At 63.6% G+C, this 16043-nt stretch carries 14 protein-coding genes; 9 read left to right on the top strand and 5 right to left on the bottom strand.

The window, feature by feature from the left end; all coding sequences use genetic code 11:
- Positions 1–188: 188 nt before the first annotated feature.
- Together X907_RS12045 and X907_RS12040 are read right to left on the bottom strand one after the other, a co-directional pair.
- Entirely contained in the window at positions 189–1937 is a 1749-nt protein-coding gene (locus X907_RS12045) for a DUF885 domain-containing protein (RefSeq protein WP_127568344.1), read from the bottom strand.
- A 34-nt stretch (positions 1938–1971) separates the two neighbouring features.
- Positions 1972–2853 (bottom strand): SDR family oxidoreductase, encoded by an 882-nt coding sequence (locus tag X907_RS12040; RefSeq protein WP_127568341.1) that lies wholly within the window; start codon positions 2851–2853, stop codon positions 1972–1974.
- Between the two features lie 260 nt (positions 2854–3113).
- Between X907_RS12040 and sdhC the strand changes: the two genes are divergently transcribed.
- From sdhC to ispG, 9 genes are all read left to right on the top strand, one after another.
- Positions 3114–3509, top strand: coding sequence for a succinate dehydrogenase, cytochrome b556 subunit (gene sdhC, locus X907_RS12035; RefSeq protein ID WP_127568334.1), 396 nt, complete (start codon positions 3114–3116; stop codon positions 3507–3509).
- The gene (gene sdhD / locus X907_RS12030; protein WP_127568332.1) at positions 3509–3886 is read left to right on the top strand and encodes a succinate dehydrogenase, hydrophobic membrane anchor protein; all 378 of its coding nucleotides are present in this window, start codon (positions 3509–3511) and stop codon (positions 3884–3886) included. The genes sdhC and sdhD overlap by 1 nt, the downstream gene beginning before the upstream one ends.
- 12 nt (positions 3887–3898) lie before the next feature.
- Positions 3899–5689 (top strand): succinate dehydrogenase flavoprotein subunit, encoded by a 1791-nt coding sequence (gene sdhA / locus X907_RS12025; protein WP_127568330.1) that lies wholly within the window; start codon positions 3899–3901, stop codon positions 5687–5689.
- Between the two features lie 18 nt (positions 5690–5707).
- Positions 5708–6487: a succinate dehydrogenase iron-sulfur subunit gene (locus X907_RS12020; RefSeq protein ID WP_127568328.1), complete on the top strand. Its 780-nt coding sequence runs from the start codon at positions 5708–5710 to the stop codon at positions 6485–6487.
- Between the two features lie 216 nt (positions 6488–6703).
- Complete coding sequence (locus X907_RS12015; RefSeq protein WP_127568326.1) at positions 6704–7285, top strand: LOG family protein; 582 nt, start codon at positions 6704–6706, stop codon at positions 7283–7285.
- A gap of 17 nt (positions 7286–7302) precedes the next feature.
- Entirely contained in the window at positions 7303–8376 is a 1074-nt protein-coding gene (prfA, locus tag X907_RS12010; protein WP_127568324.1) for a peptide chain release factor 1, read from the top strand.
- Positions 8377–8588: 212 nt separating this feature from the next.
- Entirely contained in the window at positions 8589–9431 is an 843-nt protein-coding gene (prmC, locus tag X907_RS12005; protein ID WP_127568322.1) for a peptide chain release factor N(5)-glutamine methyltransferase, read from the top strand.
- A gap of 267 nt (positions 9432–9698) precedes the next feature.
- Positions 9699–10388, top strand: a complete 690-nt coding sequence (locus X907_RS12000; RefSeq protein WP_233352346.1) for a DUF4167 domain-containing protein — start codon at positions 9699–9701, stop codon at positions 10386–10388.
- A gap of 81 nt (positions 10389–10469) precedes the next feature.
- Entirely contained in the window at positions 10470–11609 is a 1140-nt protein-coding gene (ispG, locus tag X907_RS11995; protein ID WP_127568318.1) for a flavodoxin-dependent (E)-4-hydroxy-3-methylbut-2-enyl-diphosphate synthase, read from the top strand.
- A 473-nt stretch (positions 11610–12082) separates the two neighbouring features.
- Here ispG and X907_RS11990 read toward each other — a convergent pair whose 3' ends face one another.
- The 3 genes from X907_RS11990 to clpB all read right to left on the bottom strand — a co-directional run bounded on the left by X907_RS11990 (position 12083) and on the right by clpB (position 15736).
- Positions 12083–12433 (bottom strand): ArsC/Spx/MgsR family protein, encoded by a 351-nt coding sequence (locus X907_RS11990; RefSeq protein WP_127568316.1) that lies wholly within the window; start codon positions 12431–12433, stop codon positions 12083–12085.
- Entirely contained in the window at positions 12430–12849 is a 420-nt protein-coding gene (locus X907_RS11985) for an MAPEG family protein (RefSeq protein WP_127568314.1), read from the bottom strand. Before X907_RS11985 ends, X907_RS11990 begins: the two co-directional genes overlap by 4 nt.
- Before the next feature lie 268 nt (positions 12850–13117).
- Positions 13118–15736: an ATP-dependent chaperone ClpB gene (gene clpB / locus X907_RS11980; RefSeq protein ID WP_127568312.1), complete on the bottom strand. Its 2619-nt coding sequence runs from the start codon at positions 15734–15736 to the stop codon at positions 13118–13120.
- Between the last annotated feature and the right edge of the window lie 307 nt (positions 15737–16043).

Below are 16043 nucleotides of genomic sequence, written 5' to 3'. Positions count from 1 at the left end.
CCCCGTCGGGGCGGGGGACCCCGGTTTTCCAATACTCGCCGGTATTTCTGTGGCTGCAAGTGAGGCGGAAACCTTCCCACCGGGGTCTCCCGCTCCGACGGGAGACCTAAATGAATACGTACTGGCTTGAAAAGATGGATCCCGGATCAAGTCCGGGGCCTAAGGTGGAGAGGTCCAAGGAAAAACCCCTACCCCTCCTGCTCCGCTATCCAGGCTTCCATTTTGCTTTCCAGATAGGAGAGGGGCAGCGGGCCTTCTTCCAGGATCGTGTCGTGGAAATCGGCGAGGTCAAAATCCTCGCCCAGCCTCGCCTCGCCCTGGCTGCGCAGGCGGCGGATGAGGATCTCGCCGGTCTTGTAGGCCAGCGCCTGACCCGGCCATGAGATATAGCGCGACACCTCATTGGTGACGTTCAGGGGCGCGAGGGCGGAATTATCGAGGAAGCAGGCCTCGGCCTCTTCGCGCGTCCAGCCGAAATAATGCATGCCGGTATCGACCACCAGGCGGCAGGCGCGCCACATCTCGTAGGAGAGGCGGCCAAAATCCTCATACGCGTCTTCGTAAAAGCCCATATCGAGGCCGAGGAATTCCGAATAAAGCCCCCAGCCTTCGGTGAAGGCGGTGATGGAGGCGCGGCGGCGGAAGGCGGGCATGTCCTCGATCTCCTGGGCGAGCGCGATCTGGTGGTGATGGCCCGGCACCGCCTCGTGCAGGGTGAGGGCGGGCAGCTCATAGAGCGGGCGCTGGTCGAGCGCATAGGTGTTGACCATATAGCCGCCAGCCCGGCCCGTTTCGGCGTCGCCCGGCCAGTAGCGGCCCGTGGTGTAGTTCGGCGCAATGGCAGGCGGCACGGGGCGCACGCCATAGGGCAGGCGCGGCAGGCGGTTGAACACGGCCGGCATCGCATCATCGGCCAGCTTGGAGAGATAGGAGGCGCGCATCATCAGCTCCATCTCGCTCTGGGCGTAGAAGCGCGGATCGGTGCGCAGATAGTGGGTAAATTCGTCAAAACTGCCCTCAAACCCGGTGCGGGCGATGACATCGTCCATCTCGGCGCGGATGCGGGCCACCTCGGCAAGACCGGTCTGGTGAACCTCCTCCGGGGTGAGATCCAGCGAGGTGTGATAGCGCACCAGCGCGCGGTAATACTCGCGCCCGCCAGGCACTTCGGAGACGCCAATGCTCTCGCGCGCGGCCGGCATGTAGGTGTTTTCAAAATAGTCTCTCAGGCCTGCAATGGCAGGCATGACCGTATCAGCGATCACGGCCGCGCCGCGTGCCTGCAGCGCCTCGCGCGCCTCAGCCGGAATGCTGGCGGGCAGGTTGGCCAGCGGCATGAAGAGCGCGCTGTCGCGCGGATCATCGACGATCTGGGCGGCGATCTGGTCGATCACGCCGGGGATGATTTCGCGCGGCTGGGTCCAGCCCGCCTGAATCGCCTCGTCCAGCCAGCCCATCCACGCGTCCAGATGTGCCGGATAGGCCGCCAGCCGGTCGATCCAGGCCTCAGCCTCATCCGCATTGCGCAGACGCGCGCTCATTGCGGCGAAATCGGCCGAGGTGTGAAAGCCGGAATCATTGGTGAAGGGGAAGTACATGCCTTGCGCCTGCGGCAGGGCGACGGCGTGGCGCAGCATGTGCTCCAGCACGGCGTAGGAAGCGGTGTCGCTGCCCTCCAGCGCGGCGGGGTCAATGGCGCGCATCCGGTCATAAAAGCCTGCCATCTGCGTATCGCGGGCCTCGATGGTCTCACGCGAAATGTCGCGCCATTCACGCATTGCATCGAGATCACCGGCGCGGATGCGCGCCTGCACGTTCTGCTCCTCGGTCCAGGCCTCGTAATCGGCGACCAGGCTGGCGAAATCCTCTGCCGGATCGGCATGGGCGGCGCTGGCGATCAGCACGCTGGCGGCGATGCCGCAGATCAGATGGCGCATGGTGTTCTCCCCGTTCGTGTATGGTCCAAGGGCTTTACTGCCCGCGTGTGTTGAGCGCTTGCGGCGTCAGACCGAGGCGCCTGGTGATGATCCTGTCTGCCATCCGGCGCGGCATGATGCCCAGTAACCACTGCGTGAACGGTTCGGGCGTGACGATGGTGTTGAGCTTCGGCTTGGGCGATGTCACCGCCGCCCAGACCGCATCGGCCACCGCAGAGGGCGGCAGGCCTTTGCGGCCGCGCTCCAGCATGTAATTGACCAGCCGGCGTATGGGCTTGATGTAATCGGTTTGGGCGTATTGCTCCGGGTCGACGCTTTCGGCCTTGTCCCAGATCGGGGTGGCGATGGGCCCCGGATTGATGGCGACGACATCAATGCCATAAGGGGTCAGCTCGCGGCGCAGCCCTTGGGTAAACGCTTCAAGCGCGAATTTCGAGCACGCATAAGGCACGACGAAGGGCGCGGCGCTGAAACCGGCAACCGAGGAGATATTCACGATCCGCCCCGGCGCGCCGGAGAGCGAACGGTCCGTGCCCAGAAGCGGCCCAAAGGCCTGCACCACGCGCAGCTGGCCGGTCACGTTCACATCCATCTGCTTTTCCATCTCCTCGATGGGCAGATGAAGAAGCGGCCCGGCCACGGCGATACCGGCATTGTTCACGAGCGCGCCTAGCGTCGCGCCCATCAGCGCCTCGCGCATTTCGTCCGCAGCGCGGGCAATCGCCGGGCCGTCTGTGACATCAAAGAGGAGGGGGATGACCGCCTCGCCGATCTCGCTTTTAAGGCGTTCGCCGTCTTCGGCCTTGCGCACGCTGGCAAAGACCTGCCAGCCCTCGGCCACGAATTTCTCCACGCAGGCCCGGCCAATGCCGGTCGATGCGCCCGTTACCAGCGCGCTGCGCACCAGATCATTCATCCGCCACCCCTGTTTTTGAATTCAGCCAGGATGAAGGGTGGCAAGCGGGGCGGGCGCGGTCAATTACCCATCCCCTTAGCACCCGCCGCATTGACCTTGCGCCTTGCCGGATTATTGTCTCGCTCAAACAGGCAAGGGGCGGCCTGAACTGGCAGGACTGATACCGGGATCACCCGGTTAAGGCGCTGTCAAGGAAAGCACCGTCCTTTCCCGTTTACGGATTTTTTCGAAACGGTATTCGAAGGCGGAAAGCAACGCCCATGGCGACCAGACCTGACCAGCCCCTCTCCCCTCACGTCCAGATATGGCGCTGGCACGCCACCATGGCCTCCTCCATCCTGCACCGCGCGACCGGCGTCGCGAACTATATCGGCGCGGTGCTGGTATCGCTCTGGCTGGTGCTTCTGGCCGCCGGGCCGGACGCCTACGCGATCTGGGAAGATCTGAATGCCGGACCCTTTGGCATTCTCATCACGCTCGCCTTTATCGGCTTCACCTTCTCGGTGGTCTTCCACCTGCTCAATGGCTTGCGCCACCTCGCCTGGGATGCGGGGCTGGGCTTTGACGCCAAGGGCTCGAACCTGCGCTCCATCCTCATCATTGCCGGCGCGGTGATCATCACTGCTGCCATCTGGATTGTGGGAGGGCTGGTGTAATGGGTGATTTTCGTACCCCTCTGGCGCGTGTGCGCGGCCTCGGTTCGGCCAAGTCCGGCACCGGCCATTTCATCGCCCAGCGTGTCAGCGCCATCGCGCTTGTCGTGCTGATGCCGCTCTTTCTGGTGAAGCTCGCCAAGAATGCGGGCGCGGGCTATGTGGAGGCTGCCGCCTGGGTCGGCTCGCCGCTTGGCGCGATCCTTACCCTGCTGGCGATGACTGCGGCGCTCTACCACATGCGCCTGGGTCTTCAGGTCGTCATCGAGGACTATATCTACCGTCCGGCGACCAAGGCGATCCTGCTGATCCTCAACACCTTCGTGGCGGCGGGCCTGTGGATCGCAGTTCTCTATTCCGTACTCGCGCTGGCGCGCTAGGAGCAGGTTTCGATGTCTGAATACAAATGGATCGACCACTCGTTTGACGTTGTCGTGGTGGGCGCGGGCGGTTCGGGCCTGCGCGCAGCGCTGGGCGCCGCGCAAGCCGGTCTGAAGACGGCCTGCATCACCAAGGTCTTCCCCACGCGCTCCCACACGGTTGCGGCGCAGGGCGGCATCTCGGCGAGCCTTGGCAATATGGGCGAGGATGACTGGCGCTGGCATATGTATGACACCGTCAAGGGGTCGGACTGGCTGGGCGATCAGGACGCGATTGAATATCTCTGCCGCGAGGCCCCGGCCGCCGTGTATGAGCTCGAACACTGGGGCGTGCCCTTCTCGCGCACCGAAGAAGGCAAGATCTACCAGCGCGCCTTTGGCGGCATGACCCGCAATTACGGCGAAGGCCCGGTGCAGCGCACCTGCGCGGCCGCTGACCGTACCGGCCACGCCATATTGCACACGCTCTATGGCCAGTCGCTGCGCCACTCGACCGAGTTCTTCATCGAGTATTTCGCGCTCGACCTCATCATGGACGAGGAGGGCGCCTGCCGGGGCGTCACCGCCTGGAAGCTCGATGACGGCACGCTGCACCGCTTCCGCGCGCAGAAAGTCATTCTGGCGACCGGCGGCTATGGCCGCGCTTATTTCTCCGCCACCAGCGCCCATACCTGCACCGGCGATGGCAATGCCATGGTGCTGCGTGCGGGCCTGCCGCTGCAGGATATGGAGTTTGTCCAGTTCCACCCGACCGGGATTTATGGCGCGGGCTGCCTCATCACCGAGGGCGCGCGCGGCGAGGGCGGGTATCTGACGAACTCTGAAGGCGAACGCTTCATGGAGCGCTATGCGCCCTCGGCCAAAGACCTTGCCAGCCGCGATGTCGTCTCACGCTCGATGACGATCGAGATCCGTGAAGGGCGCGGGGTCGGTCCCAACAAGGACCATATCTTCCTGCACCTCGATCACCTTGATCCCAAAGTGCTGCACGAGCGCCTGCCGGGCATTTCCGAAAGCGCGAAAATCTTCGCCGGTGTGGACGTGACGCGCGAGCCGATCCCGGTCCTGCCGACCGTCCACTATAATATGGGCGGCATCCCGACTAATTATCATGGCGAAGTGCTGACCAAGGTGGGCGGCGATCCGGACCATGTCGTGCCCGGCCTGATGGCCGTCGGCGAAGCGGCGTGCGTCAGTGTCCACGGCGCGAACCGGCTTGGCTCCAACTCGCTGATTGACCTTGTGGTGTTTGGCCGCGCGGCGGGCCTGCGCTGCGCGGAGACGACGCAGAGCGGTGCAACCCAAGCCGAACTGCCCAAGGACGCAGGCGATGCGACGCTCGCCCGTCTCGACCGCTTCCGCAATGCCAATGGCGGCACGCCGACGGCCAAGCTGCGCCTCGACATGCAGCGGGCCATGCAGGAAAACTGCGCCGTCTTCCGTACCCAGGACGTGCTGGACGAGGGCGTGGAGCGCATCGCCAAGGTTGTCTCCGGCGCGGGCGACATCGCGATCAAGGACCGCTCCATGGTCTGGAATACCGATCTCGTTGAAGCGCTGGAGTTTGACAATCTCATCGCCCAGGCCGCCGTCACCGTGAACTCGGCAGCGGCGCGCACCGAGAGCCGGGGCGCGCATGCGCGCGAGGACTTCCCCGAGCGCGATGACAAGCAATGGATGAAGCACACGCTTGCCTGGTATGAGGAAAAGACCGGCAAGGTCACGCTGGGCGACCGTCCGGTGCATGAATACACGCTCTCCAACGACATCGCCTATATCGAGCCCAAGGCCCGGGTCTACTAGACACAGGACACGACTGACATGGTCCAGCTGACGCTGCCGAAAAACTCGCAAGTCAAAAAAGGCAAGGCCTGGCCGAAGCCGGAGGGCGCGACCAATACCCGCGCCTTCAAGGTCTACCGCTATGACCCCGATACGGGCGAGAACCCGCGCTGGGACACCTATCAGGTGGACATGGACAAGTGTGGCCCGATGGTGCTGGACGCGCTGTTCTTCATCAAGAACGAGATCGATTCCACGCTCGCCTTCCGCCGCTCCTGCCGCGAGGGGATTTGCGGATCGTGCTCGATGAATATTGGCGGGCGTAACACCATCGCCTGCACCGCCGCCATCGATGACTATAAGGGCAGCGTCACCATTTCGCCCTTGCCGCACCAGCCGGTCATCAAGGATCTGGTGCCGGACCTGACCAATTTCTACGCCCAGCTGACCAGCATCAAACCCTATCTGCAGACCGTGACGCCGACCCCGCAGGGCGAATGGCGCCAGTCGATTGAAGACCGGGAAAAGCTGGACGGGCTTTACGAGTGCATCCTTTGCGCCTCGTGCTCGACGGCCTGCCCGTCCTACTGGTGGAATTCCGACAAGTATCTGGGGCCCGCCGCGCTCCTGCAGGCCTATCGCTGGATCGCCGACAGCCGCGATGAAGCGACGGGTGAACGGCTCGATGATCTTGAAGACCCGTTCAAGCTCTATCGCTGCCACACCATCATGAACTGCACCAATGTGTGCCCGAAGGGCCTGAACCCCGCCAAAGCCATCGGCCATATCAAGGAATTGCTGGTCGAACGGCAGGGCTAGTATTTTGTCCCTCGATCCTTCGAGACGCTCGCTTCGCTCGCCCTCAGGATGAGGGACAAAACCACCTTCAGCCCCTCATCCTTTCGGAACGCTGTGGCGCTCGAAGCACGAGGGAAAAGCAAACTCTCAGGCATGGGTGGCCCGGATAAACCGGGCCATGACAGGCTCAGGCCAATCCCCCTTGGCCGAATCTGGCCAGGGGGCTACACACCCTCCATGAAATCGATCTGTGTATATTGCGGGGCGAGCCCCGGCGGTGATCCGGCCTATGCCGCGATGGCAAGGGCTGTGGGTTTTCATCTGGCAAGTGAAGGCTACCGGCTCGTCTATGGCGGCGGGCAGGTGGGCCTGATGGGTGTGCTGGCCGATGCAGCCGTGGATGCGGGCGGGGCTGTCACCGGCGTGATCCCGGACTTTCTCCATCACCGCGAGATCGCCCATCCGCGCGTCTCTGATATGCGCGTTGTCACCTCCATGCATGAGCGCAAGCACGTGATGGCAGAGGAATCCGATGCCTTCATCGCGCTGCCCGGCGGCATTGGCACGATGGAAGAGTTGTTCGAGATCTGGACCTGGAGCGCGCTCGGCCGTCACACAAAGCCGGTCGGGCTCATCAATGTGAACGGCTATTATGACGGTCTGCTGGCTTTTCTCGACCGGATGCAGGGTGACGGCTTTGTACAAGCGCGCCATCGCGACATGCTGTTTTCAGGCGGTGATATTGCCGATCTGCTCGCCCGCATGGGCGATTATGACCATCCCGGCATGATACCGTCGCTTGAACGCGCGCGCATGTAGGGTGTATCGCCAGTCCCATGCGTTTGCCCGACCAGAAACTTGAACAGATTCTCGACCGCTTCGACCAGATCGAGGCGCGCCTCGGCGCGGCCGCCGATGGCGAGGAAATCGTCAAGCTGTCGCGCGAGCACTCCGAGCTTAAGGAAGTCACCGAAAAGGCGCGCGAGCTGAAAGCCGCGCGCGCCGGGCTTGCCGAGGCCGAGGCCATCATCGCCGAGGGCGGCGACAAGGACATGGCCGAGCTTGCCCAGGAAGAGCGCGCGGAGCTGAAAGAGCGCATCCCGGCCATTGAGCGCGAGCTGCAGCTTCTTCTCCTGCCGAAAGACAAGGATGACGAGGCTAATGTGATCCTCGAAATCCGCGCCGGCACGGGCGGGGACGAGGCGGCGCTGTTTGCCGGTGATCTCTTCTCCATGTACCAGCGCCATGCCTCCAAGCAGGGCTGGAAGGTGGAAGTGCTGTCGGCCAGCGATAGCGAGGTTGGCGGCTACAAGGAAGTCATCGCCTCGCTGAACGGCAAGGGCGTGTTCGGCAAGCTGAAGTTTGAATCCGGCGTGCACCGCGTGCAGCGCGTACCGGCGACTGAAGCTGGCGGGCGCATCCACACATCAGCCGCCACGGTGGCCGTGCTGCCCGAACCGGAAGATGTCGATATCGTCATCCGCGACGAGGATCTGCGCATCGACACGATGCGGGCCTCCGGCGCGGGCGGCCAGCACGTCAACAAGACGGACTCGGCCGTGCGCATGACGCACCTGCCCACCGGCATCGTCGTCATCAGCCAGGAAAAATCCCAGCACCAGAACCGCGCCATCGCCATGCAGGTGATGAAGACGCGGCTCTATGAAAAAGAGCGCGCCGAGAAGGACGCCGCCCGCGCGGCAGAGCGCAAGGGCCAGGTCGGCTCCGGCGACCGCTCAGAACGCATCCGCACCTATAACTATCCGCAAGGGCGCGTCACCGACCACCGCATCAATCTGACGCTCTACAAGCTGCCCGAGATCGTGTCTGGCGAGGCGCTGGGCGAGGTGATCGATGCGCTGCTCGCCGAGGATCAGGCCGCCCGCCTCGCCGCCATGGATGAGGGGTAAAACCTTCGGGTCGTCGTTCCCGCGCAGGCGGGTGTCCGGGCTACCGGTTTTCTCCCCCCGTTTACGGGGGGAGTGGTCCGAAGGACCGAGGGGGGGATTTTGAAAAGAAAAATTTCCCCCCTCCGTCAGCTGCGCTGACACCTCCCCCGTAAACGGGGGAGGAAAACAAGGAGACGCGGCTCGCCCGGGGTTTCACCACTGGAAATGCTCACATGATCCCCACCCTCCTCAAAGCCGCTAGCGCCCGCCTTGCTGCCGCCGGCATCGAGGATGCGCGCGAGGATGCGCGCGCGCTCCTGCGCCATGCGCTGGGGCTGGATGCGGCCGGTATGATCGCGCGGGGCGTAGCGGCGCCTTTAAGCGAGGGGGAAGCCGCCCGCTTCGAGGCGCTGATCGTCCGGCGGGAGGCGCGCGAGCCGCTCTCCCAGATCATCGGCTCGGTGGGGTTCTGGACGCTGGACCTCATCGTTACCCGCGATGTCCTCACCCCGCGCAGCGATACCGAAACGCTGGTGCGCGCCGCGCTGGCACGAATCACGGACCGCAGTGCGCCGCTGAAAATCCTTGATGTCGCCACCGGCACCGGCGCCATTGCGCTGGCGCTTCTGTCTGAACTGCCGAACGCTCACGCCATCGCGACGGATATTTCGCCTGCCGCGCTGGAGATCGCAAAGGCCAATGCCGCACGCAATCAGCTCTCGGGGCGGATCCGCTTTCTTGAGACGGGCTGGGCCGATGGCGTGGAGGGCCGGTTTGATCTTCTGGTCTCCAACCCGCCCTATATTGCGCCGGAGGTGATCGCCACGCTGGAGCCGGAAGTGCGTGATTTTGAACCGCTTCTGGCGCTGGATGGCGGGCAGGGCGGGCTGGCGCCCTATCCGCATCTTCTCCATGAGGCGCGCCGCCTGCTCAATCCTGGTGGCCACGCCTTGTTCGAGATCGGCCATGACCAGGGCGCGCCGGTGCTGGAACTGGCGCGTGCAGCGGGTTTCAGAAGCGCCCGTATACTTGCCGACCTGGCCGGACATGACCGGGTACTGGCTGTGCATAACTGAAAAAGATTTGGAAATGACGTGCAGATGAGTCTAGGTTGGCGTTGATACAGCGATTGTGGCGCGCCGGGACGGGGCTGTTACAACTGAAAAGTGGCATGCGCCTAACGCTGTAATACCGGCTCTCATCTTGCAGAGACATGTGGCACCACCAACAAGGTGCGTCATGACTTGGCGCAACGCGACCCCCGGCACGGGCCCGCAGGATAAAGCCATAACAGACAGGTATTCCGGCAAGATGACGGTCACCAGATGAGGACCCAGCACGACATGAAGCGTCAACGCGGCCGCGGGCGTAAGCCCAATCATAATCAGGGCAATCGCAATTTTGAAAGCAATGGGCCGGACGTGAAAATCCGGGGCAATGCTGCCCATATCTACGAAAAATATCTTCAGCTCGCGCGCGATGCTTCCTCCTCCGGCGACCGGATCATGGCGGAAAACTATTACCAGCACGCCGAGCACTATCTGCGCATTCTGCAGGTCATCCAGCCGCGCCGCGAAGAGCGCGACAATAACAATGATGACAATGATGATGACGGTGATGATGGCGACAGCCGCAACACGCATCAGTCGCGCAGTAATGGCGGCGATAGCGATAATGGCGACCGTCAGGACGGCCAGAACAATCAGCGCCAGCAGGGCAATGGACAAGGCGGCGAACGCCAGCCGCGTGGCCGCCGCCCCAGCCGCCGCAACGAGAATGCCGGTCAGCAGGGCGCCTCTGACGGTGACAGCCGCAAGGGCGCAGACAATGGCGATGGCCAGAGCGATCCGCTGCGCATGGTTGATCCGGGCACGGCCGAGCAGACGCCCGTGACGTCCGGCGGTGACGACCAGCCCGGCGACGAGGCTCCGCGCCCGGCCCGCACACGGCGTCCGCGCCGTTCACGCGCCGATGCCGAAGCCGAAGCGGCGCTGAAATCGGCCTCTGACGGTGATGGCGAGGCGGCTGCCTGATCTGGATGCCCGACGCCTGCTCCGCCTTCACCTCGTCACATCGCTCCTATATGTAGGGGCGAGGCGCGAAGGAGCAGGTTCATGGCGGTCGAGGATCACACCAAGGTCAGGCCCTGGCGGGCGATTGACCGGCGCGTCTCGCGCAAAATCCGTGTCGGGTCTGTCGAGGTGGGCGGGGATGCGCCCATCTCCGTGCAGTCCATGACCAACACGCCCACATCCGACGCGCGCGCGACGATCAACCAGATACGCGGGCTTGAAGAGGCGGGCGCAGACATTGTGCGCGTCTCCTGCCCGGATGAAGACTCAACGGCGGCCTTCCGCACGATTGCGCGCGAGGCAAAAGTGCCGCTCGTCGCCGACATTCATTTCCACTACAAGCGCGGCATCGAGGCGGCAGAGGCCGGCGCGGCGTGCCTGCGCATCAATCCGGGCAATATCGGCTCCATGGCGCGCGTGAAGGAGGTCGTCTCGGCGGCGCGCGACAATGGCTGCTCCATCCGCATCGGGGTCAATGCCGGATCGCTGGAGCGCGAACTGCTTGAAAAATATGGTGAGCCCTGCCCCGACGCGATGGTGGAAAGCGCGCTGGGTCACGCCCGCATTCTCGATGATCTGGGCTTTCACGAATACAAGATTTCGGTGAAGGCGTCTGATCTCTTCCTCACCGTCGCCGCCTATCAGATGCTGGCTGAAGCGACCGATGCGCCGCTGCATCTGGGCGTGACAGAGGCCGGGGGGCTTCGCTCGGGCACGATCAAGTCCGCCATCGGCATGGGCTCGCTACTCTGGGCCGGGATTGGCGACACGATCCGCGTCTCGCTCTCGGCCGAGCCTGTGGAGGAAATCCGCGCAGGCTTTGACATGCTGAAAGCGCTGGGCCTGCGCACGCGCGGGGTGAACATCATCGCCTGCCCGTCCTGCGCGCGTCAGGGCTTTGACGTGATCCGCACCGTCGAAGCGCTGGAAGCGCGGCTGGCGCACATCTCCGAGCCGATCTCGCTCTCCATCATTGGCTGCGTGGTCAACGGCCCCGGCGAGGCAGCCTATACCGATCTGGGGTTCACCGGCGGCGGCAAGGGCGCGGGCATGCTCTATTTTGCCGGTCAGCAGACCGAAAAAGTCTCCAACGAGACGATGATCGAACGCATCGTCGCTGCGGTGGAAGACAAAGCCGCCAAAATGCGCGCGATGCGCGAGAGGCCAGCTGCGGCGGAGTAGGGTTTCTTCCCGGCTGGCCCATCTCACCGGGGTCTCCGGCCCCGCCTGTCCCCGTGAAAACGGGGAACCGGAGAGCCAAGGCACATTCAACGGAAAGTCACATCCCTGTCATGGCCCGGTTTATCCGGGCCACCCATGCCTGAGAGTTGCCAAGCGGCCCAAAAGCGCGAACGCGCGCCCGCGACTGCCTGTGCCCGCGCAGGCGGGTATTCGCGGAACATCGCAACGCGGATGCGTTGCGGAACTAAAGAGGCATGGGTCCCCCGGATCGCTTCGCGACCGGAGGATGACAGGCTGATAGCTTGTGGCGAGTATGGCTCCCCCGCGCATTTCCCCTTCGTCATTCCGGGCGGAGCGAAGCGCAGACCCGGAACCCAGCTTTTCGATAGAAACTCTGGGTTCCAGATAGCGGCTGACGCCGCTTCTGGAATGACGAAAGTGGGACAGCAGGGCAGCTCGGCGGAACCCGGAGATCAGACCCCCAATTCAGCCTGCACAGCCTTCGTCCAGCCGACATGGACCGTGCTTCCCGTAACGATCACAGGGCGCTTTATAAGCGTGCGGTGTTCATCGAGCAGGCCAGCGAGTTTGCCCGCATCGTCAGCCCTTGCCTTGTCTTCGTCAGAAAGCTTGCGCCAGGTCATCGAGGCGCGGTTGACGATTTTTGCTTCACCCACAGCCCTGATCCAGCCGGGGATCAGTCCGGCCACGGAAGGCTCGGCGCGGATGTCAACGAAGGCGGGATTTCTCCCGCCTTCGCTCAATGCGGTCATTGCCTTGCGGCAGGTCTCGCAATTTTTCAGTCCGTATACAGTAAGGCTCATACCGACAAGGCTATCAGATTGCGGATAGCGATGACAAACAGGCAGAGCGTCGCCAGCGTGTAGATGCCAAAGCGTAAGGGAATGAAGTTGATCGTGCTCTGCACCAGCGAGTGGATGATGCGCAGGATCACATAGGTCCAGGCAAAGCCGATATTGATGGCATCACCCACGCCAACGAGATGGCTGTAGGTGACGAGCGCGTAGAAAATCACCGGCTGTTCATGCAGATGGTTATGATTGTCCGCAATCTGACGCACGCCGCGCGGCAGCACGTCCATCTCGGACTTTTCCTTCATGCGTGCCGGGTTGATCTTGGCCTTCTGCATGGCCGGAATGCGCGTGGCATACATCCACACCCACATCACCAGCGTCCAGCATACCAGCACCAGCAGCGGCACCATCATGGATTGATACATGGTCGTCTCCTCCCGTCCGGGGCGTCTGGCGCCCTCTGGTCAGGAGAGATAAGCGCGACTCTGCCCGGACGGGAAGGGGCGTCTTTTTAGTGGTGCTCCGCGCATCCGCGCGTCGCGCCTCGCACGAGCTCGGGCGCGCGTTCGCGCTTGCGGCGCTGCGCGCCGGGGTGCCAGCCCGGCCCCGTCAGGGGCCGCAAGGCCGACCGGCCGCCCGCGACTTTTCGCGGAACACCGCAGCCCGGATGGGCTGCGGCGCTAAAAGACCTCTCTACTGGATGACGGCCTCTGCCGGTGGCAGGGCTGAGCGGCTAACCGCGCGGCCATTGATGGTCAGTGATCCGGCCTCGGCAGAGACCTTCACCTCGTCGCCATCATTGATCGTGCCTTCCAGGATCAGGCGGGCGAGCGGATCCTGCAGCTCTTTCTGGATCACGCGTTTCAGGGGGCGTGCGCCATAGGCCGGGTCATAGCCCTTCTCGGCCAGCCATTGCTTTGCCTGCTCATCCAGAGAGATCGTCATGCGGCGGTCTTTCAGGAGCGCTTCAAGGCGTTTGAGCTGGATTTCCACAATCGCGCCCATGTGCTGGGGTTCGAGGCGCTGGAAGAGGATCGTCTCGTCGATCCGGTTGATGAATTCAGGCCGGAAGCTCGCCCGCACCGCCTCCATCACCATCGGACGGGCTGCCTCCACCGAGCCGGAGAGCAGATGTTCCGAGCCCAGATTGGAGGTCATGATGATGAGCGTGTTGCGGAAATCGACCGTGCGGCCCTGACCATCGGTCAGGCGGCCATCATCGAGCACCTGCAGGAGCACGTTGAACACGTCCGGATGGGCCTTTTCCACCTCGTCAAAGAGGATGACCTGATAAGGGCGCCTTCTGACGGCTTCGGTCAGCGCCCCGCCCTCATCATAGCCGACATAGCCCGGAGGCGCGCCGATCATGCGCGCGACCGAGTGCTTCTCCATGTATTCGCTCATGTCGAGCCGGGTGATCGCCGTCTCGTCATCGAAGAGGAACTCGGCCAAGGCTTTCGTCAGCTCGGTCTTGCCCACCCCGGTGGGGCCGAGGAAGAGGAAGCTGCCAATGGGGCGGCTGGGGTCTTTCAGGCCCGCGCGCGCACGGCGCACGGCGTCGGATACGGCGGCGACCGCCTCGTCCTGACCGACCACGCGGGCATGCAGCCCCTCCTCCATTTTCAGGAGTTTGGCCCGCTCGCCCTCAAGCATCTTGTCGACCGGCACGCCGGTCCAGCGCGAGACGATGCCGGCGATCTGCTCCTCATCGACAACCTCCTGCACCAGAGTGCCCTTGCTATTGGCCTCGCCTGCCTTTTCGGCCTCGCCAAGCTGGCGCTCCAGGTCGGGGATGCGGCCATATTTGATCTCGGAGGCACGCCCCAGATCACCGCGCCGCTCGGCATTGGCAAGCTCTGCGCGAAGCTGGTCGAGCTGTTCTTTCAGATGCGTCGAGGAGGCAAGCTTGTCCTTCTCGGCGCGCCAGGCCGCCGTCATCTCGGCAGAGCGTTGCTCGAGATCGGATAGCTCCTTGGTGAGCGCTTCGAGGCGCGCTTTCGAAGCCGCATCGGACTCCTTTTTCAGCGCCTCGCCTTCGATCTTCAGCTGGATGATGCGCCGGTCGAGCTCGTCGAGTTCTTCGGGCTTGGAATCCACCTGCATGCGCAGGCGCGCAGAGGCCTCGTCCATCAGGTCGATGGCCTTGTCGGGCAGGAAGCGGTCGGTGATGTAGCGGTTGGAGAGGGTGGCCGCTGCCACGATGGCCCCATCGGCGATGCGCACGCCGTGATGGACCTCGTACTTCTCTTTCAGGCCGCGAAGGATGGAGATCGTGTCCTCCACGCTCGGCTCGTCGATGAAGACGGGCTGGAAGCGGCGGGCGAGCGCGGCGTCCTTCTCCACATGCTTGCGGTATTCATCGAGCGTGGTGGCGCCCACGCAATGCAGCTCACCGCGCGCCAGGGCGGGCTTTAAAAGGTTCGACGCATCCATCGCGCCATCGGTTTTCCCGGCGCCGACGAGCGTGTGCATCTCGTCGATGAAGAGGATGATCTTCCCATCGGCTGCGGTCACTTCGGAGAGCACGGCTTTCAGGCGCTCCTCAAACTCGCCGCGATATTTCGCGCCCGCGATCAGCGCGCCCATATCGAGCGCGAGCAGGCGCTTGTCTTTTAAGGATTCCGGAACATCGCCATTGACGATGCGCAGGGCGAGGCCTTCCGCGATAGCGGTCTTGCCGACGCCCGGTTCACCGATCAGGACGGGGTTATTCTTGGTACGCCGGGAGAGGACCTGAATGGTGCGGCGGATTTCCTCATCACGGCCAATCACCGGATCCAGCTTGCCCTTGCGGGCCACCTCGGTGAGGTCGCGCGCGTATTTCTTCAGCGCCTCATAGCTGTCTTCAGAGGAGGCGCTGTCGGCGGTGCGGCCCTGACGCAGCGCATTGATCGCGGTGTTCAGCGTCTGCGGGGTAACGCCCGCCTGCTTCAAGATGTCAAACGGCGCGGTGCCGGGCGTGATCGCAAAAGCCAGCAGCAGGCGCTCGGCCGTCACATACTGGTCACCAGCCTTCTTCGCGGCCTCTTCGGCGGCGGAGAGGATTTCGGCCGTTTTCGGCGCGAGATAGAGCTGGCCAGACCCGCCTTCAACCTTGGGCAGGGCATCCACCGCGCGCTTGGCCAGATCAGCGGCGAGGTCCGCGCGCCCGCCAGCGGCGTTGATAAGGTTGGGGGCGAGGCCCTCTTCCTCCTCCATCAGCGCGCGAAACACGTGCTCGGGGGAGAATTGCTGGTTCTTCGCCTTCATGGCGAGGCCCTGTGCGGTCTGGATCACAGTGCGCGCACGGTCGGTATAGGTATCGAAATTCATGCCTTCAGGTCTCCTGAAAAAGGGCAGCGAGACAAGGGGTTAGGTAAGAGCCGCCCTCTTTGAGGCACAGCCCGCCATCCCTGGTGACATGCATGTAGGTGTGGCCACGAGACCACACAAGGAATGGGGGGATAAATTTGGTGGGGCGCCCTCCCTTCGTCATTCCGGAAAGCGCGACAGCGCTTGTCCGGAACCCAGTCGTTCTTGAAAAAAGCTGGGTTCCGGGTGTCGCTTCGCTCCCCCGGAATGACGAAGTGGAGGGGTTGCGCGGGGCGTTGCCATGCCCCCCCCGCCCCGACGGGGGACC

The sequence above is a fragment of the Glycocaulis alkaliphilus genome (genome assembly GCF_004000605.1).
Lineage (GTDB): Bacteria > Pseudomonadota > Alphaproteobacteria > Caulobacterales > Maricaulaceae > Glycocaulis > Glycocaulis alkaliphilus.
Note: the sequence above shows the minus strand (reverse complement) of the source record. Positions and strands in the feature narration are given on the sequence as shown.